This window comes from Amycolatopsis kentuckyensis, assembly GCF_002155975.1.
Taxonomy (GTDB): domain Bacteria; phylum Actinomycetota; class Actinomycetes; order Mycobacteriales; family Pseudonocardiaceae; genus Amycolatopsis; species Amycolatopsis kentuckyensis.
On the sequence record NZ_MUMI01000293.1, the window covers coordinates 1 to 24,022 of the forward strand.

General features: G+C 69.9%; 24 protein-coding genes and 1 pseudogene. 13 read left to right on the forward strand and 12 right to left on the reverse strand.

Features of this window, described 5'->3' with window-relative positions; translation table 11 throughout:
* Positions 1 to 29 precede the first annotated feature (29 nt).
* The 4 genes from CCN39_RS27100 to CCN39_RS27115 form a co-directional block, all read right to left on the reverse strand.
* A complete protein-coding gene (locus CCN39_RS27100) occupies positions 30 to 239 on the reverse strand; it encodes a hypothetical protein (protein WP_086846587.1) in 210 nt (69 codons plus the stop codon).
* Between the two features lie 217 nt (positions 240 to 456).
* Positions 457 to 945, reverse strand: coding sequence for a glutathione peroxidase (locus CCN39_RS27105; RefSeq protein WP_086846589.1), 489 nt, complete (start codon positions 943 to 945; stop codon positions 457 to 459).
* An 11-nt stretch (positions 946 to 956) separates the two neighbouring features.
* The gene (locus CCN39_RS27110) at positions 957 to 2,462 is read right to left on the reverse strand and encodes a 1,4-alpha-glucan branching protein domain-containing protein (protein ID WP_086846591.1); all 1,506 of its coding nucleotides are present in this window, start codon (positions 2,460 to 2,462) and stop codon (positions 957 to 959) included.
* Positions 2,459 to 3,232, reverse strand: coding sequence for a class I SAM-dependent methyltransferase (locus CCN39_RS27115; RefSeq protein WP_086846593.1), 774 nt, complete (start codon positions 3,230 to 3,232; stop codon positions 2,459 to 2,461). Before CCN39_RS27115 ends, CCN39_RS27110 begins: the two co-directional genes overlap by 4 nt.
* 53 nt (positions 3,233 to 3,285) lie before the next feature.
* Between CCN39_RS27115 and CCN39_RS51920 the strand changes: the two are divergent.
* Positions 3,286 to 3,615: pseudogene (locus tag CCN39_RS51920) on the forward strand (hypothetical protein); the annotation flags it as partial.
* Here CCN39_RS51920 and CCN39_RS27125 read toward each other — a convergent pair.
* The gene (locus tag CCN39_RS27125; RefSeq protein WP_086846595.1) at positions 3,612 to 4,457 is read right to left on the reverse strand and encodes a DegV family protein; all 846 of its coding nucleotides are present in this window, start codon (positions 4,455 to 4,457) and stop codon (positions 3,612 to 3,614) included. The pseudogene CCN39_RS51920 and the gene CCN39_RS27125 overlap by 4 nt on opposite strands.
* Before the next feature lie 243 nt (positions 4,458 to 4,700).
* Between CCN39_RS27125 and CCN39_RS27130 the strand changes: the two genes are divergently transcribed.
* The 4 genes from CCN39_RS27130 (at position 4,701) to CCN39_RS27145 (ending at position 8,297) form a co-directional block, all read left to right on the forward strand.
* Entirely contained in the window at positions 4,701 to 5,486 is a 786-nt protein-coding gene (locus CCN39_RS27130; protein ID WP_086846597.1) for an electron transfer flavoprotein subunit beta/FixA family protein, read from the forward strand.
* A 28-nt stretch (positions 5,487 to 5,514) separates the two neighbouring features.
* Positions 5,515 to 6,474, forward strand: a complete 960-nt coding sequence (locus CCN39_RS27135; RefSeq protein WP_086846599.1) for an electron transfer flavoprotein subunit alpha/FixB family protein — start codon at positions 5,515 to 5,517, stop codon at positions 6,472 to 6,474.
* Positions 6,475 to 6,633: 159 nt separating this feature from the next.
* Entirely contained in the window at positions 6,634 to 7,416 is a 783-nt protein-coding gene (locus CCN39_RS27140) for a GNAT family N-acetyltransferase (RefSeq protein WP_086846601.1), read from the forward strand.
* Positions 7,413 to 8,297, forward strand: coding sequence for a lysophospholipid acyltransferase family protein (locus CCN39_RS27145; protein ID WP_086846603.1), 885 nt, complete (start codon positions 7,413 to 7,415; stop codon positions 8,295 to 8,297). Before CCN39_RS27140 ends, CCN39_RS27145 begins: the two co-directional genes overlap by 4 nt.
* A gap of 51 nt (positions 8,298 to 8,348) precedes the next feature.
* Here CCN39_RS27145 and CCN39_RS27150 read toward each other — a convergent pair whose 3' ends face one another.
* Positions 8,349 to 9,251 carry an NADP-dependent oxidoreductase gene (locus CCN39_RS27150; RefSeq protein ID WP_086846605.1) on the reverse strand — a complete coding sequence of 301 codons (903 nt, stop codon included), beginning with the start codon at positions 9,249 to 9,251 and terminating at the stop codon, positions 8,349 to 8,351.
* Between the two features lie 154 nt (positions 9,252 to 9,405).
* Here CCN39_RS27150 and CCN39_RS27155 point away from each other — a divergent pair, with 154 nt between their 5' ends.
* The 4 genes from CCN39_RS27155 to mnmA all read left to right on the forward strand — a co-directional run bounded on the left by CCN39_RS27155 (position 9,406) and on the right by mnmA (position 14,458).
* Complete coding sequence (locus tag CCN39_RS27155) at positions 9,406 to 10,731, forward strand: helix-turn-helix transcriptional regulator (RefSeq protein ID WP_086846607.1); 1,326 nt, start codon at positions 9,406 to 9,408, stop codon at positions 10,729 to 10,731.
* 2 nt (positions 10,732 to 10,733) lie between these two features.
* The gene (locus tag CCN39_RS27160; protein WP_086846609.1) at positions 10,734 to 12,101 is read left to right on the forward strand and encodes an MFS transporter; all 1,368 of its coding nucleotides are present in this window, start codon (positions 10,734 to 10,736) and stop codon (positions 12,099 to 12,101) included.
* Between the two features lie 64 nt (positions 12,102 to 12,165).
* The gene (locus tag CCN39_RS27165) at positions 12,166 to 13,362 is read left to right on the forward strand and encodes a cysteine desulfurase family protein (protein ID WP_086846611.1); all 1,197 of its coding nucleotides are present in this window, start codon (positions 12,166 to 12,168) and stop codon (positions 13,360 to 13,362) included.
* Positions 13,363 to 13,366: 4 nt separating this feature from the next.
* Positions 13,367 to 14,458: a tRNA 2-thiouridine(34) synthase MnmA gene (gene mnmA, locus CCN39_RS27170; RefSeq protein WP_086846613.1), complete on the forward strand. Its 1,092-nt coding sequence runs from the start codon at positions 13,367 to 13,369 to the stop codon at positions 14,456 to 14,458.
* A gap of 7 nt (positions 14,459 to 14,465) precedes the next feature.
* On the opposite strand, the gene CCN39_RS27175 is transcribed toward mnmA, so the two are convergent.
* The 5 genes from CCN39_RS27175 to CCN39_RS27195 form a co-directional block, all read right to left on the reverse strand.
* Positions 14,466 to 15,734 (reverse strand): DUF222 domain-containing protein, encoded by a 1,269-nt coding sequence (locus CCN39_RS27175; RefSeq protein WP_086846629.1) that lies wholly within the window; start codon positions 15,732 to 15,734, stop codon positions 14,466 to 14,468.
* Positions 15,735 to 15,926: 192 nt separating this feature from the next.
* Entirely contained in the window at positions 15,927 to 16,379 is a 453-nt protein-coding gene (locus CCN39_RS27180; RefSeq protein ID WP_086846615.1) for a GNAT family N-acetyltransferase, read from the reverse strand.
* A 10-nt stretch (positions 16,380 to 16,389) separates the two neighbouring features.
* Positions 16,390 to 16,791, reverse strand: a complete 402-nt coding sequence (locus CCN39_RS27185) for a GNAT family N-acetyltransferase (protein ID WP_086846616.1) — start codon at positions 16,789 to 16,791, stop codon at positions 16,390 to 16,392.
* Positions 16,792 to 16,869: 78 nt separating this feature from the next.
* On the reverse strand, positions 16,870 to 17,913 hold the full coding sequence (locus tag CCN39_RS27190; RefSeq protein WP_086846617.1) for an MBL fold metallo-hydrolase: 1,044 nt from the start codon (positions 17,911 to 17,913) through the stop codon (positions 16,870 to 16,872).
* 104 nt (positions 17,914 to 18,017) lie between these two features.
* Positions 18,018 to 18,842 (reverse strand): LURP-one-related family protein, encoded by an 825-nt coding sequence (locus CCN39_RS27195; protein ID WP_086846619.1) that lies wholly within the window; start codon positions 18,840 to 18,842, stop codon positions 18,018 to 18,020.
* A gap of 121 nt (positions 18,843 to 18,963) precedes the next feature.
* Between CCN39_RS27195 and CCN39_RS27200 the strand changes: the two genes are divergently transcribed.
* The 4 genes from CCN39_RS27200 to CCN39_RS27215 all read left to right on the forward strand — a co-directional run bounded on the left by CCN39_RS27200 (position 18,964) and on the right by CCN39_RS27215 (position 23,470).
* Positions 18,964 to 20,001 carry a uroporphyrinogen decarboxylase/cobalamine-independent methonine synthase family protein gene (locus CCN39_RS27200; RefSeq protein WP_086846631.1) on the forward strand — a complete coding sequence of 346 codons (1,038 nt, stop codon included), beginning with the start codon at positions 18,964 to 18,966 and terminating at the stop codon, positions 19,999 to 20,001.
* A gap of 85 nt (positions 20,002 to 20,086) precedes the next feature.
* Positions 20,087 to 20,791, forward strand: a complete 705-nt coding sequence (locus CCN39_RS27205) for a hypothetical protein (protein WP_086846621.1) — start codon at positions 20,087 to 20,089, stop codon at positions 20,789 to 20,791.
* Positions 20,792 to 20,802: 11 nt separating this feature from the next.
* Positions 20,803 to 22,983: an NAD-dependent DNA ligase LigA gene (ligA, locus tag CCN39_RS27210; RefSeq protein WP_086846623.1), complete on the forward strand. Its 2,181-nt coding sequence runs from the start codon at positions 20,803 to 20,805 to the stop codon at positions 22,981 to 22,983.
* Positions 22,976 to 23,470, forward strand: coding sequence for a GNAT family N-acetyltransferase (locus CCN39_RS27215; protein WP_086846625.1), 495 nt, complete (start codon positions 22,976 to 22,978; stop codon positions 23,468 to 23,470). The genes ligA and CCN39_RS27215 overlap by 8 nt, the downstream gene beginning before the upstream one ends.
* A gap of 65 nt (positions 23,471 to 23,535) precedes the next feature.
* Here CCN39_RS27215 and CCN39_RS27220 read toward each other — a convergent pair.
* A partial coding sequence (locus CCN39_RS27220; protein ID WP_086846627.1) for an amino acid-binding protein occupies positions 23,536 to 24,022 on the reverse strand: 487 nt, incomplete at its 5' end.

The following is a 24,022-nucleotide window of genomic DNA, read 5'->3' on the forward strand; positions in this document are numbered from 1 at the left end:
GGCGGCGGCCGCCCCGGCACGGTCGGGACCTACAGGTGCAACCAGAGGTGGAGGCCGAGGATGTGGATGTGCCCGTGGTGATGGTGGTGGCCGGTGCACACCAGCAGGCAGTGGCGAGCCTGGATGTCCGCGTCGGATCGCGGCGCGGCCGACGCCGTGCCCACCGCGGGGCCGGCCAGGAGCAGTCCGAGTGCCACGGGGAGTGCAGCCAGCGTGGCCCGGTGCCTGGTTGTGCTCATCGGTGATCCCTTCTCGCCCGAGACGACGCCGGAATGGCGTCGGGAGAATTATTCGGCGCGATCCGGGAAAAACGACAGGCTGATCACCCGCAATTCGACCGTCCGGCTCACGACAATCATTTTCGATTGCGTTTGCGTGATACCTGAACGGCCGCTGTTTTCCGTCGATCCGGTGAAATCCGGCGACGGCGGGGGAACGGTGTCCCCCGCCGTGGTATCAAGCCGGCAGCGCGGCTTCGATGGCCTTGACGACCGTCTCGTCCTCGGGCTCGGTGCGCGGCCGGAACCGCGCCAGGACCTCGCCGTCGGCGCCGATCAGGAACTTCTCGAAGTTCCACTGGACGTCACCCGCGGCGCCCTCGGCGTCGGCGGTCTCGGTCAGCTCGGCGTAGAGCGGGTGCCGGCCCTCGCCGTTGACGTCGATCTTCTCGAACAGCGGGAATGTGACGCCGTAGGTCGTCGAGCAGAAGGTCTGGATCTCCTCCGCGCTGCCCGGCTCCTGCCCGGCGAACTGGTTGCACGGGAACCCGACGACGGAGAAACCCTGCTCGCCGAAGCGTTCCTGCAGCCGCTCGAGACCGGAGTACTGCGGGGTCAGGCCGCACTTCGACGCGACGTTGACCACGAGCAGCGCCTTGCCCGCGAACTCGCCCAGCGAGCTGTCCCGCCCGTCGAGGGTCTTGAGCGGAATTCCGTGGATCCCCATGAAGGTCCCTTTCAGTCGTGCTTCAGCGCCCGGGCGTCGAGGTGCCCGAACGGTCCGTCGTCGGCGCGGTAGGCCGCGGCGAGTTCCTCGGCCCGCGCGCGGTCGCCGCGGCGCAGCAGCCCGGCCAGCGTGTCGAAGCGCTCGGTGTGGACCGCCGCGCGACGGCGGGCGTAGTCGGCGGCCGAGTCCTTGGTGACCATGAACGCCCAGTCGCTTTCCAGCGCCAGAACGGCCTCGGCGACCGCTTGGTCGGCGACGACGTCCCGCGCCGTCCGGTCCAGCCCCCGGACCAGGTCGAGCAGCCGGTCCTGCAACGCGCTGTTGGCGGCGACCATGTCCTGGACCTGCTCGCCGTCCCAGACGCGCCAGTCCTTGCCCGACCCCCACGACGACGCGGGCAGGTCGATCGGCTCGCCGACGTGGCCGGCCTCCGCAGCGCCCTTCAGCGTCGTCACCCGCACGCCGGCCTCCGGGAGCGCGCGCAGCACGCCCTCCAGCCAGGCCGGTCCTTCGTGCCACCAGTGCCCGAAGAGTTCCGTGTCGTACGCGGCGACCACGAGCGCCTCGCGCCCGTGTTGCCGCTTCAGCGACCGCAGCCGCATCACGACGGTCTCGACGAAGTCCTTGACGTGCGTTCCCAGCACGTCGGCGGCGAGGGCCGGGTCGTACGGCGCCTTGTCCTGCGGCTCGACCGTCTTGCCGGTGACGCGCGCCGCCTTGAGGCCGACCTCGTGCTGCCAGGTGTGGAAGTCGCGATAAGCGGCGTGGCCGGGGTAGCCGGCTTTCGGCGACCAGACGCGGTAGGTGACCTCGAGGTCCCGGCCGAACGCGAGGACGTCGGTGCCGCCGACCGGCCGCGCGGCCCAGGTCTCCCCGCGCAGCGACGGGCCGTCGACCATGAACCGCCGCACGCCAGCGGCCGCGTAGTCGTTTTCCATACCAGGCGCGTAGCCGCACTCCGGCGCCCAGATTCCCTCGGGCCGCGTGCCCAGCCGCAGGGCGGTGTCGGCGAGACCGGCGTTCAGCGCGAACTCCCGCACCCGGCGGTCCAACAGCGGCTGGAACGGGTGGGCCAGCGGACCGCCGAGCAGCTCGATCGTCGAATTGTCGACCAGGGACCGCAGGACCGGGGAAAACCCGTGCCGCCACCGCGTCCCGAGCTCCTCGGCCGCGCGGACGGCAGTCCGGTGCTCGGCCGCGGCGAGCTCGCGCAGCAGCGGGTCGCCGCGCCACAGCGTCGCCGCGTGCTGGGCGCGCAGCTGCCAGTGGCCGAGCCAGTCGTGGAACGCGCGGATGCTGTACGGGTCGTCGAGCTGCGCGGCGAGCACCGGCGTCACGCCCAGCGTCAGCACGTCACGGCGGCCTTCGTCGGCGAAGCGCTCCAGAAGCTCGACCATCGGCAGGTAGGAATGCGCCCACGCCTGGTAGAGCCACTCCTCGCCGACCGGCCAGCTCCCGTGGTGCGGCAGCCACGGCAGGTGGCTGTGCACGACGAGGCAGAAGGTGCCCTCGCTCATCGGCGCACCGCCACGGCGATCAGGTCGAGGCTTGCGTCGAGGTCGTCACCGTGGATGTCGAACCCGGTGGCCTCGATCGCGGCGACGTCCGCGAGCAGCGCCTCGGGCCACACGGCCTGTCCCGGCAGCTTGCCCATGACCACGTCGAGCTGGGCGTCGATGAGCGAACCGCCGTACCGCTCGTCGAGCGCGCGCACGGCCTCGCCGTGGTGCAGCCCGTGCAGGGTCTCGACGTCGAAGCCGGCGTCGGCGAGCAGATCGGCCAGTTCGGACGGCGCCAGCTCGCGGGTGTGGAACGGGTTCAGCGGCGTGTCGCTGTCCGGGGTGAAGGTCAGCCGGTTCGGCGTCGTGACCAGCAGTTTGCCGTTTTCCGGCAACACCCGCCGGCACTCGGCGAGGAACCCGGCCTGGTCCCAGAGGTGCTCGATGACCTGGAAGTTGGCGACGACGTCGACCGCGCCGTCCCGGACCGGGAGGAAGGCCAGGTTCGCCCGGGCGACGTCGAGCTCGGGATAGCGGCGGGCGACGTGCTCGGTGGTCAGGACGTCGTAGTCCAGCGCGAGCACCCGCCGGGCCGTGGTCGCGAGGAGGCTCGCGCCGTAGCCCTCGCCGCAGCCGGCCTCGAGCACCGTCGCGTCCGCGCAGTGGGGGAGCAGGGCGGCGTACGCGGCTTCGTGGCGCCTGAACCAGTAATTTTCCTCGGCGATGCCGGGGACGGTCCGCTCGCCGGTCAGATGCAGCGCCTCGGCCCGGGTGGCTGGGGTGGTCACCTCCGCGACCCTAGCGGGTGTCACATCCGGGACCGCCGTCTCGTTCCGTGGTCATGCAACGGACCATCACCCGCGTACTGCTCGTCCTCTTCGGCCTGATCGAAGTCCCCGTAGGACTGTGGCCACTTATCTCACCAACCGGCTTCTACCAGGACTTTCCCGGCTTCCGCACCGGCTGGGTGGCCATGGACGGCCCGTTCAACGAGCACTTCCTGCGCGACTTCGGCGGCCTGAACCTGGGGCTCGCGGCCCTGCTGATCGGGGCTGCCGTGATCGGCACCACAGCGGTCGCGCGGCTCACGGCCGTCTCGGCGCTGCTGTTCGGCGTCCCGCACTTCCTCTACCACCTCGGCCACGTCGCGCACTACGAGCGGACGGGTCAGCCCACCGGTGACACCGTGATGCCGAGCGCGCCGGGGCCGAGGTGCGCGCCGATGACCGTGCTCGCTTCGACGACCATGCTCTCGGCCATGGCCGGCACCCGCCGCTCGATCTGCCTGCCGATCTCCAGTTCGTGGTCGCTGGCGCCGAACCGGGTCACGGCGATGTCGGCGCGGAACCCGCCGGACTTCTTCACCGCGAGATCGACCATCTTGGCCAGCGCGCGCCGGGTACCGGGGACGCGGGCGAGCGGCGCGACCTCGCCGTCCTTGACCGTCAGCAGCGGTTTGATCGAAAACGCGCTGCCGAGCATGGCCTGCGCGGCGCCGATCCGGCCGCCGCGGCGGAGGTACTCGAGGGTGTCGACGTAGATGAACTCGGTGCTCGTCGCGCACCGGCGTTCGGCGGCTTCGATGACCCGGTCGGCGTCCGCACCGGCCGCGGCCGCCCGCGCGGCGGACACGGCGGCGAAGCCGAGGCTCATGCCGGTGGTCCGGCTGTCCAGGACGTGCACCGGGATGCGGACCTGCTGGGCGGCCTCCCGGGCCGCGCGGACGGTGTCGGACATGCTGCCGGAGATGTGGATGCTGACGATGGCGGTCGCGCCGGCGGCGGCCGCTTCCTGATAGGTCCAGAAGAACGCCCCCGGATCCGGGGGCGCCGTGGTGATCACCTGCCCGGCTCTCATCGCGTCGATCACTTCGCCGCGGTCGAAGCGGTTTTCGTCGTCGTAGTGGCTGCCCAGGCTGAGCTGGATCTGGACGACGCCGATGGCCCAGCGAGAAGCGACGAGGTCGGGCAGGCAGGAGCTCGAGTCGGTGATGACGGCGATGCGCGCGGGCATGGTGGGGGAGGTTAATGCCTGACACCCACTGCGAGTAGGCCGTGGTTGGTCCGATCGGACGAACGGCAGTTCGGGTGGGGTAACCGGTCGACTACCGGGACGATGGTCCCATTAGATTGCGCATCCAGGTGAATGGCGTCACCTCGACGGGTCCTGCGCGCCGATTGGCCCTAATCTACCGGCCAGTAGAGCACTGTCCCGTGGTCGACCGCGGGCCACGAACCGGGAGGTCGAAGCAGACCCATGACCAACATCGTCGTCCTGGTCAAGCAGGTACCGGACACCTACTCGGAGCGGAAGCTCAACGGGTCCGACCACACCCTTGACCGCGAATCCGCCGACGCCGTGCTCGACGAGATCAACGAGAAGGCCGTCGAAGAGGCGCTGAAGATCAAGGAAGCCGGCGAGGGCGAGGTCACCGTGATCTCGGTGGGCCCGGACCGCGCGACCGACGCCATCCGCAAGGCGCTGTCCATGGGCGCCGACAAGGCCATCCACGTCTCCGACGAGGCGCTGCACGGCTCCGACGCGATCGCCACCGCCAAGGTGCTCGCCGCCGCGATCGGCAAGGTCGAGGGCTTCGACCTGGTCATCGCCGGCAACGAGTCCTCCGACGGCCGCGGTGGCGCCATCCCGGCGATCCTCGCCGAGCTGCTGGGCCTGCCGCAGGTCACCTACGTGCGTGAGCTGACCGTCGACGGCTCGACGATCAAGGCCACCCGCGAGACCGAGGACGGCCTGACCCACCTCGAGGCGAGCCTGCCCGCGATCGTGAGCGTCGGCGAGAAGATCAACGAGCCGCGCTACCCGTCCTTCAAGGGCATCATGGCCGCGAAGAAGAAGCCGGTCGAGACGTTCACCATCGCCGACCTGGGCGTCGACGCGGGCGAGGTCGGTCTCGCCAACGCGTGGTCCGCGGTGACCGAGTCCTCGCCGAAGCCGCCGCGCACCGCCGGCGAGAAGGTCGAGGACGAGGGCGACGGCGGCACCAAGGTCGCCGAGTACCTGGTCGGCCAGAAGCTCATCTGACAACGGCTCTTCGAGGAGGAACAAGAACATGGCTGAAGTACTCGTCCTCGTCGACCACGTCGACGGTGAGGTCAAGAAGGTCACGCTCGAGCTGCTGACCGCCGCCCGCGCGCTCGGTGAGCCGTCGGCCGTCGTCGTCGGCCCGACCGGGACCGCCGCCAAGGCGAAGCAGGCGCTGGCGTCGCACGGCGCCGCCAAGGTGTATGTCGCGGAAGGCGACGACGCCGCGAACTACCTGGTCACGCCCAAGGTGGACGTGCTCGCCGCGCTGGCGCAGCAGGCGTCCCCGGCCGCCGTGCTCGTCACCGCCAGCGGTGAGGGCAAGGAGGTCGCCGCCCGCCTGGCCGTGCGCCTGGGCTCCGGCCTGATCTACGACGCCGTGGGCGTCAACGGCGACGGCGTCATCGACCAGTCCATCTTCGGTGGCGCGTTCTCGGTCAAGTCCAAGTCCGCCAAGGGCGCGCCGGTCGTCTCGATCCGCCCGGGTGCGGTCGAGGCCGAGCCCGCCGAGGGCGCGGCGGCCGAGGAGACCGTCGAGCTCCCCGCGGTCGACGCGGCCAAGGCGACTCGCATCACGGGCGTGGAGCCGGTGACCGGCGGCGACCGGCCGGAGCTGACCGAGGCCTCGATCGTGGTCTCCGGTGGCCGCGGCGTCGGCTCGGCGGAGAAGTTCGACGTCGTCGAGAAGCTGGCCGACTCGCTCGGCGCGGCTGTCGGCGCCTCGCGCGCCGCTGTCGACTCCGGCTACTACCCGGCGCAGTTCCAGGTCGGCCAGACCGGCAAGACGGTCTCGCCGCAGCTGTACATCGCGCTCGGCATCTCCGGCGCGATCCAGCACCGCGCCGGCATGCAGACGTCGAAGACGATCATCGCCGTCAACAAGGACCCGGAGGCGCCGATCTTCGAGATCGCCGACTTCGGCATCGTCGGCGACCTGTTCAACGTCGCGCCGCAGCTGACCGAGGCGGTCGAGAAGCGCAAGGGCTGATTCCGCAGCTCGCAGGGGCCTTCCGGGACTTCCCGGGAGGCCCCTCGCGCGTTTTCGGGACCTGAGAGAAGCCTGAGAACCCGCAATTAACTGAACGTGCACTGATCGGTCATCGGATGGCACTCTCCGCGGCTTCCAACGCGCAGGTACACCTTGACCATGACGACGTCACAGCTCCTCGTCAGCACTGATCAGGCGGGTGCCGAGCTCCCCGCCGACGCCCCCCGGTACTCGCTTCTCGTCGCGCACGCGAACGACGAAGTGGTCGCGGCTCAGAAACTGCGGCACCGGGTTTTCGCCGAGGAAATGGGAGCGCGCCTCCACTCCCCGCGGCCCGGTCTCGACATCGACGAGTTCGACGAGTTCTGCGACCACCTCGTGGTTCGCGACGACAACACGGGCGACATCGTCGGCTGCTACCGCATGCTGCCGCCGGAGCGCGCCGCCCAGGCCGGGAAGCTCTACGCCGACAGCGAATTCGACCTGACGGCGATCGACGGCCTGCGCCCGTCGCTGGTCGAAACCGGCCGGTCGTGCGTGCACCCGGACCACCGCAGCGGCGCCGTCGTCAGCCTGGTCTGGGCCGGGATCGCCCGCTACATGCTCCTTTCCGGACACCGCTACCTCGCCGGCTGCGCGTCCGTCCCGCTGGTGGACGAAGGTTCCTTCGCCGCCGGCGTGTGGGACCTCCTGCGCGCCAAGCACTACTCCGACGAGGCCACCCGCGTCACGCCGCTGGTCCCGTGGGAAGCCGCGGACATCGAGCGTCCGGCGCGGCCCACGCTGCCGCCCCTCATCAAGGGCTACGTCCGCCTCGGCGCCAAGGTCTGCGGGCCGCCCGCGCTGGACGCCGACTTCGGCGTCGCGGACTTCTTCGTGGTCCTGGACCTGCACAACGTCGACGAGCGGTACCTCAAGTTCTTCCTCGGGGTCCAGGGATGACCCACGCCTGGATGCCGGCTTCGCCATGCGGCGACGGCTGCCTGACCACCGACGACCCGGTGGTCGGCCTCCCGCGACGGATCTTGCGTTTTACGGCGGCGATCTCGGTCGTCCTCGCGGCGTTGGTGTCGGCGCCCCTGCTGCTGGTCGCGCCCGGCCGCGAGCGCCTGCTCCGGCTCATCTTCCGCAGCATGCTGCGGGCGTTCGGTGTCCGGCTGGACATCCGGGGCGGCGCCGACTTCCTGACCGCGCCCGCCGGCCGTGGCGCGCTAGTGGTCAACAACCACATCTCGTGGCTCGACATCGTCGCGATCAACGCGCTGCGGCCAATGCGCGCGCTGGCCAAGAAGGAGATCGCGGGCTGGCCGGTGCTCGGCGGCCTGGTCCGCCGAGGCGGCAGCATCTTCCTCGACCGCGAGCGGCTGACGACACTGCCCGCCACGATGGCGTCACTGGCCGACGCCCTCCGGACGGGCGCCCTGGTCAGCGTCACCCCGGAGGGCACGACGTGGTGCGGCCTGGCTTCGGGCCGCTTCACGACGGCCACGTTCCAGGCGGCCATCGACGGCGGTGTCCCGGTGCGCCCGATCGCGTTGCGGTACCGCCTCGCCGACGGCCGCGAAACCAGCCGTCCGGCGTTCATCGGGCCGGAGTCGCTGATCGCGTCCCTGCGCCGGGTCGCGGCCCTGCGGGGTCTGGTGCTCGAGATCCACGTCTGCCCGGAAATCGCCCCGGGCCGGGCGGAAACCCGCCGCGAACTGGCCGCCCTCGCCGAGGCGGCGGTCCACTCCGCGCTGGGGACGGTGCAGATCCCGGCCCAGCAGCGCCGCCGGACCCCGCGCCGCCAGACGGCCCCACTGGCTTCGCCTCCCGCGAAGTGATCCGGGCCCTGCCGCCGCGATCCGGCGGCAGGCCCGGATTGGTCCCTTCGTTCAGCTGACGGCGATGGTCAGTTTTCCGCCAGGGTGCCCGCCCTCGCTCTCGACCTGCGCCGCGGCCGCCTCGGCCAGCGGATAGCTCCTGCCCTGCGCGATGCCGACCCCGCGATCGGTCACCCAGCCGGCGATCCCGGTAAGGACCTCACGGCTCTGCTCACCCCCGCTGGAGAACGGGATCCCCAGCTCGAACGCGGCCGCATCGGCGATGGTGACGATCCGGTCCTTGCCACCCCGCAGCTCGACGGACCCCGGCAGCACCCCGTGCCCGGCGGCATCGAAAACGGCGTCGACCGGCCCGGACGTCGCCTCGCGAACCCGCTCCACCCAGCCATCGCCGTAAAGGACGGGCACGACGCCCAGCGACTTGAGGTCGTCCAGGCTCCGGCTTCCGCCGGTCCCGACGACGGTCACCCCCTGCGCGACGGCGACCTGAGCGGCGAACCGCCCGACAGTGCCGCTGGCGCCGTGGAGCAGCAGCGTCTCGCCCTCACGGACCCCGAGCAGCCCGAGGACGCGAAGCGCGGTCTCGCCGGCGACGGGCAACGCGGCGGCGTCCGCCCACGAAAGGCTCGCGGGCTTCGGCGCGATGGTCTTCGCGAGCGCGTACTCGGCATAGGCACCGGTCTCCGACCAGCCGAACACTTCGTCGTCCACGGCGAAGTCCGCGCCCTCCCCGACGGCGTCGACCACTCCGGCGACCTCGAGGCCGGGGATGTGCGGGAACGGAACCTGGAAGTTCTGCTGCATGGCGCCGTTGCGGATCTTCCAGTCGATCGGGTTGACCCCGGCGGCCCGCACGGCCAGCCGCACCTGTCCCGGACCCGGCTCCGGCGCCGGGACGTCGGACAGCTGCAGGACTTCCGGCCCGCCGTATGCGGAGAAGGTGATCGCTCGCATGGTGTCGTCTCGCTCCTTGGTTCGTGACCTTCGGTTCGAATGTCCTCCCCCGGAAGTCAACTCGCCCGCCGGAGCCGCCGAACCGTCCGGACGAGCAGTGTTCACTAGCCGGACGAGCAGGTCACCGGATCCCGGACGCGCCTACCGTGGAGCCATGGACGCTTCCTGGTCGGATCCGCGGCACGTGCTGGACGTCGTCGAGCGCCTCCTGTCGGCACCGCGGCCCCAGTTGCTCAGCCGGTTCACCGCCGAGCTGGGCAAGCTGATCCCACACCGCGCGGCGGCGATGCAGACGGGCGACTGTCCCCGCAGCCCGCTCAAGGCCATCGGCGACGAAGCGATCACGCACGCCGTGACGAGCGTCGAGCTGCAGCGGCTGGTCGACCGCAGCGAGCCGGGCAAGGCCCTGCTGATCGACGGCGTACTCGGTGGCGTCGAGCGCCGTCTGGTCCTGCTCGCTTCGACACCGGCGGTCGGCCGGGGCGCGGTGATCGCCGTGGTGCCGGAGGCCGCGGAGCCGCCGTCCGCGGAGCTCGAGCTGGCGGCCCGGTTGTGGCACATCGTCAGCACCGACGCGGGCCAGCGGGCGGCGGATCCGGGACCGGACGTCCTGGCCGGCAGCCTCGCCGCGGCCTCCGCACGCGCCCAGGTGATCACCGACCTCGGCCAGACGCACGCGGCAACCCTGGTGACACTCCTGTCGGTCCTCCGCTCCGGCCGGCTCTCCGACGCCGTGGCCCGCCGTACCGCGGTCGACCTCGCCGCCGACGCGCTGCTGGACCTCAAAGGCGTCGTCGACCGCGACCAGGTCCTGTCCGCGGAACAGGCGGACGCAGCGTTCGCCGTCCTCAAGACCCAGCTGGCCGACCTGGTCCGGCATACGGAGGTCGACGTCGACCTGGTCGACCCGATCGGCGACGCGTCCCTCCCACAGGACATCGCCCACACGGCACGGACGCTGACCCGCGGCCTGGTACTCGCGGCGCTGGACCGCCCCGCGACCACCCGTTTGAGGGCGTCTTGGCGCGTGGACGGCTCGCTGCTGCGGATCACCGTCCGCGACGACTGCCCCGAAGTCGCCGACGCGGTCCCGCCCCGAGGCCTGACCGAGCGGCTCACGGCCCTGGGCGGCCACTGGGAGGTCGACGCCGTGCCGGCCTGGGGCACGACGGTCACCGCGGTCCTCCCGCTCGGCGTGGCCGAACCGCCGGAGCTGCGTCCGCTCGACCGGCTCAACCCGCGTGAGCTGGAGGTCCTGTCGGGCATCTCCCAGGGCCTGCGCAACCGGCAGATCGCCGAACAACTGCAGCTCAGCGAGCACACGGTGAAGTTCCACGTCCGCAACATCCTCGACAAGCTGGACGTGACTTCCCGCGGCGAAGCGGCCGCGCTGGCCCGCGACCTGCCGTTGGAGCCGGTGGCGCACCGCTCCGCCGGAGCCGCCTTGACCTCCAGCGGGCTGGAGGTTGCAAGCTGCTGATCATGGCCTCGACGATCGACTCCGCACCCCGTCGCCGCAGGGTGCTCTGGAGTGCGGAACACCGCCTGACCACGATCGCGCTCCTGCTCGTGGTCACCTTGGTCGCCTTCGAGAGCATGGGCGTGGCGACGGCGATGCCCACCCTGGTCGCCGACCTCCACGGGTTGGCGCTCTATTCGTGGCCTTTCACGATCTTCCTGATCTCCAGTGTGGTCGCGACGGTGCTTTCCGGCCGGGTCGGCGATCGCCGTGGCCCGGCACCGGCACTGCTCGCCGGGCCCTTGCTGTTCGCAGCCGGTCTCGTGGTCGCGGGGACGGCGAGCGGAATGCCGATGCTCCTCCTCGGCCGCGCTTTGCAGGGCTTCGGCTCGGGCCTGCTCCTCGTCTCGGTCTCGCTCCTGATCGCGCTGACGTTCACCGACCACGAACGCCCGGTCATCTACGCCGCGAATGCGGCCGCCTGGGTCCTGCCCGCGGTCATCGGGCCTTCGGTGGCCGGGGTCGTGACGGTCAGCGTCGGCTGGCGCTGGGTCTTCCTCGGCTTGGTTCCGCTCGTGGCTGCCGGCGTGCTCATGCTGGTCGTGGTCGTCCGGCGTCTGCCCGCGCACGAGCCCGCCGCGGGCGGCCGACGGGCAAGCGTCCCGCAGGCGATCATGGCCGCTCTTGGCGTTGCGGCGCTGACCTGGGCAGCTCAGCACCAGTCGCTCGCCGCACTCGGCTACGGCGCGGTCGGGCTCATCGCTCTGGGCTACGCGCTCCGAACCCTGTTGCCGGTCGGGACGTTGACCTCCCGCCCCGGCCTGCCGACGGTCATCGCCTCCCGAGCTCTGATCGCCGGGGCATACGCGGGGATGGAGGCATACCTCCCGCTGACGATGAGCGCGGTCCACGGTTACAGCCCCGCCCTCGCCGGCCTGCCGCTGACGATCACGGCTTTGGGCTGGTCGGCGGCGTCGGCGGCCCAAGGCCGCTACCTCGGCTGGTCGAGGGAGGCATCGCTGCGCACCGGGTTCTGGCTGGTCGCGGCAGGCCTGGTCTGCTTCGGCCTGGTTTCGCAGCCGTGGTTCCCCGGCTGGGTCGCGTTCGTGGCCTGCGCGGTCGGCGGCGCAGGCATGGGGATCGCGATGCCCGCGATCTCCGTCCTGCTCCTCCGCTATTCGCCCGAAGGCGAGCGGGGATTCAACACGTCAGCGTTGCAGCTCGCGGACTGGGTCGGCTCCGCGCTGCTCATCGGGATGGGTGGTGTCCTGCTCGGCACGGTCGGCTCGGTTCTCGACCCGTCGCCGGCGATGGCCCTGCTCACGGTGGCCTTGGTGGCACTCGCGATGGTGGGCGTCCGGCTGACCGGGCGGTGGCCGTCAAAGGTGTGACAGCCCACTTCGAGTGCCAGGGTGGGCTTCGTCACGCGCTGGAGCGGACTACCCTGGAACAGCGATGACCTATCTCGACCATGCGGCAACCACTCCGATGTTGCCCGAAGCCATAGCGGCGATGACCGAGGCGCTGTCCACCGTGGGCAACGCCTCTGCGCTGCACTCTTCGGGCCGACGGGCCCGCCGGATGGTCGAAGAGGCCCGCGAAACCATCGCCGAGGCGCTGGGCGCTCGTCCCTCCGAGGTGATCTTCACCGGCGGGGGCACCGAGAGCGACAACCTCGCGATCAAGGGTATCTACTGGGCTCGCCGCGGCGAGCAGGAGAAACGTCGCCGCATCCTGTGCGGCGCGGCGGAGCACCACGCCGTGCTCGACACCGTGGAATGGCTCGAGGCTCACAGCGGCGCCGAAGTGACTCTGCTGGACGTGGACAGCCAGGGGCGGGTGTCGCCTGACGTCCTCCGGGCGGCCATCGCCGCGGAGCCCGAGAGTGTGGCGTTGGCCACCGTGATGTGGGCTAACAACGAGGTCGGCACGATCAACCCGATCGCCGAGCTGGCGGCAGTGTGCGCCGAGTTCGACATCCCCTTCCACACCGACGCGGTCCAGGCCGTCGGGGCCGCTCCGGTGGATTTCGCCACCAGCCGCGCCGCCGCGCTCACTCTGACCGGACACAAGCTCGGCGGCCCATTCGGAGTGGGAGCGCTTCTGCTCGGACGTGACGTGCCTTGTGCACCCCTGCTGCATGGCGGAGGCCAGGAGCGCAATGTCCGCTCGGGCACCCTGGACGTCCCGGCGATCGTGGGATTCGCCGCTGCTGTCCGAATCAGCGTCGCGACCCGAGCCGAGTACGCGAAGCGTGTCGAGGAACTCCGAGACGGGCTCGTCGAGGCCGTCCAACGCGAGGTACCCGACGCCGTCCTCAACGGTGGAGAGGGCGAGAGGCTGCCCAGCCATGCCCATTTCACTTTCCCCGGGTGCGCCGGCGACAGCCTGTTGATGCTGCTCGACGCCAAAGGCATCGAATGCTCGACAGGATCCGCGTGCACAGCAGGCGTCGCCCAGCCGAGCCACGTTCTGCTCGCCATGGGGGCCGACCCGGCGGCGGCTCGTGGTTCCCTCCGTTTCTCTCTCGGCCACACATCCACGGCCGCGGACGTCGAGGCCGTGGCCGCGGAAATCGGTGGCGTTGTCATGCGCGCCCGGCAGGCCGGCCTCGCCGGAATGCGCAAGCAGACCCAGAAGCAAGAGGTGTAAGGCAATGCGGGTTTTGGCCGCGATGAGCGGTGGAGTGGATTCGGCGGTCGCCGCGGCGCGTGCGGTCGACGCCGGACACGACGTCGTCGGTGTGCACCTGGCCCTGTCGGCCAAGCCGGGAACTCTGCGGACCGGCTCGCGCGGGTGCTGCACGATCGAGGACTCGCACGACGCCCGGCGGGCCGCCGACATCCTCGGAATCCCGTTCTACATCTGGGATTTCGCGGAGCGCTTCACCGAAGAGGTCGTGGAAACCTTTGTCGGCGAATATGCCGCCGGACGCACCCCGAATCCCTGTGTCACCTGCAACGAGAAGATCAAGTTCGAAGCCCTCCTCGAAAAGGCGATGGCGCTCGGATTCGATGCGGTCGCGACAGGTCATTACGCGCGTCTCTCCGTGGTCGACGGCGTGCCCGAGTTGCGTCGTAGTGCGGACAGCGGCAAGGACCAGTCGTACGTGCTCGCCTCGCTGACACCGGAACAGCTCAGCCACGCCATGTTCCCCCTGGGCGGATCGTGGAAAACCGACGTGCGGGCCGAGGCGGAGCGGCGAGGCCTGTCCGTCGCCAATAAGCCGGACAGCCACGACATCTGCTTCATCCCGGACGGCGACACCAAGAAGTTCCTGGAGAACCGGCTGGGACAGCGTCCCGGCGAGCTCGTCGACGCGGAAACGGGTGCCGTGCTCGGCCGGCACACCGGGGTGCACGGTTTCACGGTCGGCCAGCGCAAGGGCCTGGGGATCGACGCTCCGGCGCCGGATGGCCGTCCCCGGTACGTCTTGTCGCTCGAACCGGTGTCGGGTTCCGTCAAGGTCGGCTCCGCGGCCGGGCTCGGCGTCAAGGTGATCGAGGCCGACCGGGCGATCTGGCCCAGCGGCCGGCCGCTGAGCGAACCCACCGAGTGCGTGGTCCAGGTCAGGGCCCACGGAGGCATCGTGGATGCGGTCGCCGACGTGGACAACGACACGATGACTCTGCACTTGCGCGAGCCGCTGCGCGGAGTCGCTCCGGGGCAGGTCGCCGTTCTCTACCGCCCCGATCCCGACGGTGGGGACGTCGTTCTCGGAAGCGCGAAGATCTCAGGCACCCGCTGATCCGCGGTTACTTCCGCGGCTTCTTCCGTTGCCGGTTCGCGCGCCGGCCGGGGTGCATCGATGGCGGCGTTGTGGATGCGACCTGTCCTGTCGGCGTCGCGACGTTCAGGGTGCCGTCCGGCGTGACTTCGTAGTCCCAGCCAGGCAGTCCTTTCAGCTTGCTGTGCCGCGAGCAGAAGGTGACTGCCTGATCCGCAACGCCTTCGGACTCGCCCTTCGTACGAGTAGCCTTGATCCCGCAACTCTGTGCGGGACGGGTGCATCCGGGGTGCCGGCACTCTTGGTCGCGAACCCGGATGAACTCGTCCTGATCGAGCGAGTAGCGCGTCGGAGACAGTTCGGCCGCATGACCGGTTCGCGGGTCGGTGAGCACCCGGCGCAGCGTCGTGCCAGGGCCGCCGATGATGTGGCGAGCCAGCGTAGCCGGGATGGGGCCGCGGCCGGACAACGCTGCCGGGGTCTGATTGAGGCCGAGATAGGTCGCCAGGTCGATGTGCAGGAAGACCTCGGTGCGTTCACTGGGGCCCCCGGTACCGCTGAGCAGCAGATCGATGGCCACGTCTGCTCGGAGCTGGTCCAGTGTTCGCGGTTCGTCCGGCGTCTTCAACGCCCGGGCGGCCTGGTCGACACGAGCGTAGGCGGCGGTTGCCTTCTCGGTCGGTGCGCTGTTGACCGACAGATGGGACACGCCGGTGTCCTGATGATGCAAGGTGAGCCGCCGCTCGACGAGCTTTCGCTCGGTGCGGAGCGCTGCACCTTCAGGGTCGACCTGTGCGGCCGCGTAGGTCGCGGCGCGGCGGACCTGGGTGGCGTTCCGCCCCGGAACGCGGTCTTCGAGCGTCTCGTCGACAACGCGTACGTGATCTCCCGACAGCCACGCTGTCGCATCGGTGACCTTCATGGCGCGATAGAGGTCGAGCCGGCCGTCGTCCATCAGGTTCAGCATGCGGGGAAGGCGGGCAATCAGCGCGTTGGCTGCAGAAACGATGGCGCTGGCGCGGTGTTCGGTTATGGACAAGGCCAACGCGACTTCGGATGACGCGCTGGGCGCCCGTCTCCGGCGCACGCTCAGGTCGGCGATCGCTCTCAGCTGAAGTGCTTGCAGTTTCGAGATCTCCGCTTCGGCGTCGCGGATCAGATCGATGACCTGATCGTCTTTCATGCGCTGCAACGTGTTCGGGTCGGCTCGAATCGATCGCAGCACGAAGGGAAGTTCGCCGTCAGCGCTTTGGGTGGTTGCCGGGACGAGGTTGCGGACTGGTTGTGAAGGTGTCATGAGCTCGACGGTACGACGGCTAGCAACGAAAGTCATCGAAAGGGAGCGAACGGTCCATTCGTGCCATTCGCTTGACTAATCGCCATTGTTCCGGGAGCGTGCGCAGGCATGGACATCCGCGTAGCGAACATGGGACTAGCAACATCCAAAGTGGATAATCGCGGCTTCGCTGCGCGTAGCAGCCGTCGCTGCTTAGAGCTTGAGCTTGAATCCGGTGTGGCTGGGCGTGAATCCGAGGCGCTCGTAGAACCGGTGCGCTTCCGTTCGGGACGTGTCCGACGTGAGTTGCACGAGGGCGCACCCGCGCCGCCGTGACTCGTCGATCGCCCAGCGGACGAGATCGGCGCCCAGTCCGGTGCCCCGGTGGTCGGCGTGGATCCGCACGGCCTCGATCTGACCTCGCAGCGCGCCGCGCCTGGCGAGACCTGGAATGATCGTCAGCTGCAGGGTGCCGACAGGCTTGTCGTCGAATGCGACAACCATCAAAAGCTGATTCGGATCCGCGTCGATCTCGTCGAAGGCTCGCAGGTATGGCTCGAGGTCGCCGGGGTCATCCCGGGTGGCGCCGAGCTGGTCGTCCGCCAGCATGTGCACGATGGCATCGATGTCTTCACGCCGTGCCCTGCGGATGGTGTAGTCGGCCACGACGCCAGTATCACAGGACGCGGGTGAATCCTTGGTAGCTGTACTCGAATCCGAAGCGTGCGTAGAAATCTCGCAGGTCGCCGCGGTTCAGTCCCGAATCGAGGTGGATGCGTGTGCAGCCGCGCCGACGGGCTTCGTCGATGCCCCAGGTCAGCAGCGCGCTGGTCACGCCGCGCCGAGCTGCGCGGATGCCCTCGAGCAGACCACGGAGTGCGCCGTCCCATGCGAGACCGCGGAGCAATGTCAGTTGTGCGGTGCCTGCGACGCCGTTGTCATCCTCGGCTACGACCAGCGTGACGTGCGGAGTGTTCATGAGTTCCCCGAGCGCGGCTGCCAATGGTTCGCCCGGTGCGCCGAACAGGCGCACGAGCGCCTCAATGTCCGTTGCCCGGGCGCGTCTGATGACCTCCATTTCACCCAGTATGCAGGAGGCTGGAGGATGAGCCTGACTGCAACGAGGTGGCTACCCGCAGTGCCGGCCGTGTGTGCTTCAGGCCAGCGCGTAACGGCGAACCCCGTCGACAACCTGGGCGCTGAGTTTCCCCTGCGACACCAAGAGGTCGAGGTGGGCTGCGGTTTCGAGGACCGCGAGCGTTTGATTGAACGAGTCCATTTCGGACAGCTTGCGATTGCGCCGAGTCCAGCCGATCCGGTGTGCGGCCTCGTGCGCGCAGGTCGCGCCGGCCACAATTTGCGAGGCGATCGTCTCGAGCCGCTGGCGGTGGTGTTCCAGCAGTTCGTCGACCCGAGTGTGCACGCTTTCGGACACCGGGCCGTGTGCGGGAAGCATGCGGCGGTCCGGCATGGCACGCACCAAGCGAAGGGAGTCGATGAAGTCGTTGAGCGGAAGCTCGGCCGGCACCGGCTGGAACCCGATGGAGGGCGTGATGTGCGGCAGCACGTGGTCGCCGGAGAACAACAGGTCGGCGGTGTCGTCGACGAAGACGACGTGTCCGGAGGTATGTCCCGGCGTGGCGACGACCTCGAATTCGCGCCCAGGCAGGATCGGCCGCGGGCCTGGGGTCAGCCATTCGTCGGGCGCTTCCCAGAGGTCGGCTTCCGTGTGCCGCAGGCTCGTGCCGAACTGCCGGGCCAGCGCATCCACGACTTCGCCGGCCCCGGCCTGGAACAACAGGTCGACCTGGGCTTCCATTGGCAGGCGGTCAGGATTGCCGGACGCCTTGAGCGAAGGCTCTTCGTCCTGACCGAGGGCGATCTTCGAACCGAAGTCACGACGGAGGACCACCGCCTGCGAATAGTGGTCCCGGTGCACGTGGGTGATGAGGAACTCGCTGACGTCGGCCAACTCGGCACCGATGCCGCTCAGGGCGTCGGCGAGCTGTTGCCGAGCCACGGTCAGCGCCCAGCCGGAGTCGACCAAGACCAGCTTCTCGCCGTCGGTGACGGCGTAGACGTTGACCGCGCGGAGAGCGTCGTTGGGCAACGGCAACGGGATCCGGTAGACGCCGGACGAGACCTCGTAGATCCCCGGCTCGGTCCAATTCCGGTCGCTGTTTTCCGGCAACGGTTCCACGGTGACCTCCGTCCCGGCGAGACTGCGGCGTCCCGGCCTTTCTTCACCCTGAGCCGTGCCGGGCTCGCTGTCCACCGGGAGGAGATGAGACGCCGGTCACTTGCTCAGTCGGTGTCCTGCTTCAGGGCGGTGTCGATGGTCAAGGCCGCGGCGACCACCATGCTGGCCAGGGGATCAGGCAGCGGGTGGGGGATCTCCACGACGTAGTTGTCCGCCGTGGTGAAGGCGGCCTTGAGGAACCCGCCCCAGGTCTTGGTCACCCGGGCGACCTCGGTGCCGGCGTGGTCACGAATCGAAAAGTTCCAGGCACGCCAGTTCTCGGCGAAGATCCCGCCGACCGATCGGCCGTCGACGATGAAGCCGAACCGGATCTTGCCGAAGACGTTTTCCTGGACGATCTCGCCGATCGGCGTTTCGTCGGCCCTGGTGACCAGGAAGCGGGACTTGAACACCTTCGCCGGCCGGGTCACCTTGAGGACGGTGCTGTGGTTGGCGTCGCGGACCTCGAACTTGTGGGTCAGGAACTGGTCGTATTTGGTCAGCAGCCGGATGGCCTTCTTCAGCGTGCTCTGGCCCACCTCGACGACCCCGCCGAGCTGGTTGCCGTGCTGGTCGAAGACACCGAATTCGTTGGCCATCTCGATCAGCTTGGCGCGCTGGTTGACCACGAGGACCGGCTCGGTGAACAGGGTCCCGCCCCCGGCGCGCGAGCCGCCTCGGCCGCGTGTCGCGCGATTGACCTGGTTCTGGATCCGCGCCGGGTCGTGGGCGCGTTCGATGTCCAGCTCGATCGGCGCGGAATCGCTCGGCGATGGGGTGGGAGGAGCCGACCGGGTGTCGGCGGTCCAGGCCTGGCCGTCCCACCATCGGTGCAGACGGGGGTCCCGCGCGTCCGGGTACCAGCCCGGCTGCGGTGGCGAACTCGTCATGGCCGGTCAGCCTATCGTCGTGGACGCGCTCATGGTGTCAGTCAAGGGAAATGCGGTGAATGTCCGCATCCGGGCGCCCCGGCCGGTGCCGGCATGCGGGGGTCGACCAGAATCGGTGGTCGTGAGTGAGCGAATCTGGCCCAGCGGCGCCGCGACGGCGATCGGCTCGATGCCGGGCAACGATCCCGCCGAAGCGGCCGCGGTCGTGTTCGGGGAGCTGCCCGACTTCCCGCATCTGCCCGAGCTGCCGGCCCGCGGCGTCGGCGCGGACATGCTCGGCCGGACCGCCGCGCTGCTCGTCGACCTGGCCGTCGAAGTGGTGCCGAGTGGCTACCGCGTTGCGTCCCGGCCGGGGCACGACCATCGCCGGGCCGTCGATCTGCTTCGCTGGGATCTCGACGCCGTGCAGGAGGCGCGCGAAAAGGCAGCGGTCACCCCGCCGGTCTTCAAGGTCCAGCTGGCCGGGCCGTGGACGCTCGGCGCGGGAATCGAACTGCCCCGGGGACATCGGGTGCTCACCGATCGTGGGGCCTTGCGGGACTTCACGTCGTCCCTGCTGGACGGCCTTGCCGAACACGTCGCGGAGGTGCAGGCCAGGACCGGTGCGCCGGTGGTGGTCCAGTTCGACGAACCATCGTTGCCCGTGGTGCTGGCCGGCGGCCTGTCGACGCCGTCCGGATACGGGAACGTCTCCGCGGTGCCGGCGCCCGAGGCCCGTCAGCTGCTCACCACGGTCATCGACGGTGCCCGGCGGATCACCGGCCGCCCGGTGATCCTGCACTGCTGCGCCGCGAAACCGCCCCTCGGTCTGCTGCGGGAAGCCGGCGCGGACGCCTTGGCCTTCGACCTCGCCGCGCTCGACGGTGCTTCTGCCGCTTTCCTCGACGAGATCGGCGAAGTGTGGGACGGCGGGGCCACGCTGTTCCTGGGTGCGGTGCCGACAACGGTGTCCGGAGCTTCGCCGAGCCTGAAGGACGTCGGCGAGCCGGCCTTCCGGCTGGCCGACCGGCTCGGATTCAACCGCAGCGTCCTCGCCGAACGGGCGGTGCCGACGCCTGCCTGCGGACTCGCCGGCGCGACGCCGGAATGGATGCGCCGGGCCCTCTCGCTCACCCGGGACCTCGGCAAAGCCTTCGTGGAGCCGCCGGAGGACTGGTGACGGTATCCGGCGACTCGCTGACGCCCGCCTCGGCAGGCAAGTAGCGTTGGCGAGGTAGCCGACCGAACGAGGACCACCCGAAACCATGCGTCTGTTCCGCCGCAAGAACGCCGCCGCTGATCCGCCCGACCCGCGTACCGCGTGGCCCGAGCAGCCTGTGCCGGACGACCCGGCGGCCGCCGCGGACGCGTTCTGGCACGGCTGGTTCGAGCTGCTCCCGATGGTGAGCGCCGCACTCGGCGAGGGCGAGCCGCACCGCGTCGAGCACGAGCTGTGCGAGCTGGTCGAGGCGCTGCACCCGCGGCTGCACTTCTCGCTCGAGCGTGGCCGCCGGTCGATCTACGCCCTGGTCGTGACCGGTCAGGAAGATCCCGAAGTGCGGCCGTTCACCGACGCGTGGCGAGCGGCCGCGCCGCCGGACGACGCGATCTGGGAGTACCACGACTCGGTTCCGCCCGTGCCCGATCCGACCGAAGTCACGGTCAACCTCGGCGAGCACCGGATCGCGCTGGCCGACGTCCGGGTCGTCGCCCAGGTGGACGAGGACGAGCACCTGGTCGACGTCGCCGTCTTCCACCCGCGCTTCGGCGACCTCGACGACGCGACCCGGCGGACCATGACCTTCCTTCCGCTCGACGCGACATTGGGTGAACGGCTCGCCGCCGAACGGTTACGGCGCGTCGAGACCGCGGAGGCCGAGCCGGCCGGCGCTATCACCCTTCTGGAGTTCCGTGAACTGGTCCGCGGACTGGGTACCGGACCGGACGAAAATGTCGGTACCTCCAGCTAGGGTTACCACCCGTGAGCAGCACCGAACTTCCCCAGGACCAGGTTGCGGCGGTCGACGCCCCGGTGGCCGCGGAGGACGTCACCGACGTCCCGGCCGACGTGCGTGAGCGGCACAGCGCCCTCGCCGAGGAGCTGCGCGACCACCAGTTCCGCTACTACGTCCTGGACTCGCCGATCATCTCCGACGGGCAGTTCGACGAGCTGCTCGGCGAACTGCAGCGGCTCGAGGACGAGCACCCGGCGCTGGTCACCCCCGATTCGCCCACCCAGCGGGTCGGGGGCACGTTCTCGACGGAGTTCACCGCACACGACCACCTCGAGCGCATGCTCAGCCTGGACAACGTGTTCGACCAGGACGAGTTCCTGGCGTGGGTGGAACGCGTCGAGAAAGAGGTCGGACGCACCGAATTCCTCGCCGAGCTGAAGATCGACGGCCTGGCGATCAATCTCCTGTACGAAAACGGCCACCTGACCCGGGCGCTCACGCGAGGTGACGGCCGGACCGGCGAGGACGTCACGCTCAACGTCCGCACCCTCGACCAGGTGCCGCTGACGCTGACCGGCACCGATCAGTTTCCGGTGCCCGCCCTGGTCGAGGTGCGCGGCGAGGTCTTCTTCCGGGTCGAGGACTTCCTCGAGCTGAACGCGAAGATGGTCGAAGCCGGCAAGCCGCCGTACGCGAACCCTCGCAACACCGCGGCCGGCTCGCTGCGGCAGAAGGACCCGAAGATCACCCGCGAGCGTCGGTTGCGGCTGATCTGCCACGGGCTCGGCAAGCGCGAGGGCTTCGAGCCCCGGCGCCAATCGGAGGCCTATGACGCGCTGGCCGCGTGGGGGCTTCCGGTGTCGCCGCACAGCAAGGTTCTGACCTCGGCCGAGGAACTCACCGCACACATCGCCTACTGGGGCGAGCACCGGCACGACGCCGAGCACGAGATCGACGGCGTCGTCATCAAGGTCGACCAGGTGGCATTGCAGCGGCGGCTGGGTACGACCTCGCGCGCGCCGCGCTGGGCGATCGCCTACAAATACCCGCCGGAAGAGGCGATCACCACGCTGCTGGACATCCAGGTCGGCGTCGGGCGGACCGGCCGGGTGACCCCGTTCGCCGTCACCGAGCCGGTCACGGTCGCGGGGTCGACCGTGGCCAGGGCCACCCTCCACAACCAGGAAGAGGTCAAGCGCAAGGGCGTGCTCATCGGCGACCGGATCGTCATCCGTAAGGCCGGTGACGTCATCCCCGAGGTCCTCGGGCCGGTGGTGGACGCGCGCACGGGCGACGAACGCGAGTTCGTCATGCCCACCCACTGCCCGGAATGCGGCACCGAGCTCGCCTACCAGAAGGAAGGCGACAAGGACATCCGCTGCCCGAACACCCGGTTCTGCCCCGCGCAGTTGCGGGAGCGCCTGTTCCACCTGGCCGGGCGCGGCGCCTTCGACATCGAGGTCCTCGGGTACGAGGCGGCGGTCGCGCTGCTCGATGCGCGAGTGGTCGCCGACGAGGGCGACGTCTTCGACCTGAACGAGGACAGCCTCGCCGAAGTCGAACTGTTCCGGACCAAGGCCGGCGAGCTGTCGGCGAACGCGCGGAAGCTGCTCGCCAACCTCGATGCGGCGAAGGACAGGCCGCTGTGGAAGGTGCTGGTCGCCCTGTCGATCCGGCACGTCGGACCGACCGCGGCGCAGGCGCTGGCTCGTGAGTTCGGCTCGATCGAGCGGATCGAGCAGGCCACCGAGGAGGAGCTTTCGGCCGTCGACGGCGTCGGCCCGACCATCGCCCACGCGACGCAGGAGTGGTTCGACGTCGCTTGGCACCGGGAGATCGTCGAAAAGTGGCGACGCGCCGGCGTGCGGATGGAGGAGGAGCGCGACGAGTCGATCCCGCGCCACCTCGAGGGGCTGTCGATCGTGGTGACGGGCTCGCTCGACGGCTTCTCGCGCGACGAAGCCAAGGAAGTCGTCATGGCGCGCGGCGGCAAGGCCGCCGGGTCGGTGTCGAAGAAGACCGCGTTCGTCGTCGTCGGGGATTCGCCTGGTTCGAAATACGACAAGGCGGTTCAGCTCAAGGTGCCGGTGCTCGACGAAGCTGGCTTCCGCGTGCTGCTGGAGCAGGGCCCCGACGCGGCGCGGGAGGTGGCGCTGCCGGTCGGCGACGAGACCGCCGAAGAAGAAGCTGGGGGAACGGATGGGTGATGTCGAGATCCGGCCGCCGCGGGCCGAGGAGTACGCCGCGGCGGGCGAGGTCACGGTGCAGGCGTACGAAGCCGATGGTCACCTGGCCGACGACGTCGGTTACGACGCGACCCTTCGCGACGTCGCGCGGCGGGCCGAAGCGGCTGAGGTCCTCGTCGCGGTGGACGGGGCGGGGCTGGTGGTCGGCACCGTGACCGTCGTGCACCCGGGGTCCGAGTACGCCGAGATCTCGCGGCCGGGCGAGCTCGAGTTCCGGATGCTGGCGGTGGCGCCGTCGGCGCGTGGCCGCGGTATCGGCGAGGCCTTGATCAAGGCTGTGTTCGACCGCGCACGCGCGCTGGGGCTCCGGAAGGTGGTGCTGAGCAGCCTCGACCGGATGCACAGCGCGCACCGGCTCTACGAGCGTCTCGGGTTCACGCGCCTGGCCGAACGGGACTGGCGGCCGTACCCGCACATCACGCTCATCGCCTATCAGATCGACGTCTGACCTGGGCCTTGTCGAGAAAAGGGACGAACCCGCGTGGGGCTCGTCCCTTTTCGACGACGTGAGGGCTAGCCGTCGAGGACGACCGCGACGATGCCGGCGAGGTGGGCGAGCCGGGCGACCTCGGCGGCGCGGAAGTTCGGCCCGCCCGGGCGGGCGACGAGCAGCGCCTTGCCCGGCTTGCCGAGCGGGGTCGCGGCGAGCTCGGTGCCGAGCTCCTTCCACGTCTCCGGGATCCAGGCTTCCTCGCTGTCGAGGACCGTCGCGCGTTCGAGCGGCAGCCAGGGAAGGTCGGTGATCGGGGTCTCCGGCGCCGCGCTGGACGAGGCCAGCCGGACCGCGCCAGTCTCCGAATGTTCGACGATCATCGCCCAGCCGGCGCGCACGATCCGGGGGACGCCCTCGGCGAGGATGTCGAGGCCGGACTTCGGCTGCGCGGCGATCTCTTCGACGAGCTCGAGTTCGCGGTGGGTGTCCAGGACACCCGCGTAGGGACGGACCGCGTCCACTTCGACGCCCTCGACGCTCTCCGCCGCCGTGATCAGCGCGTCGGGC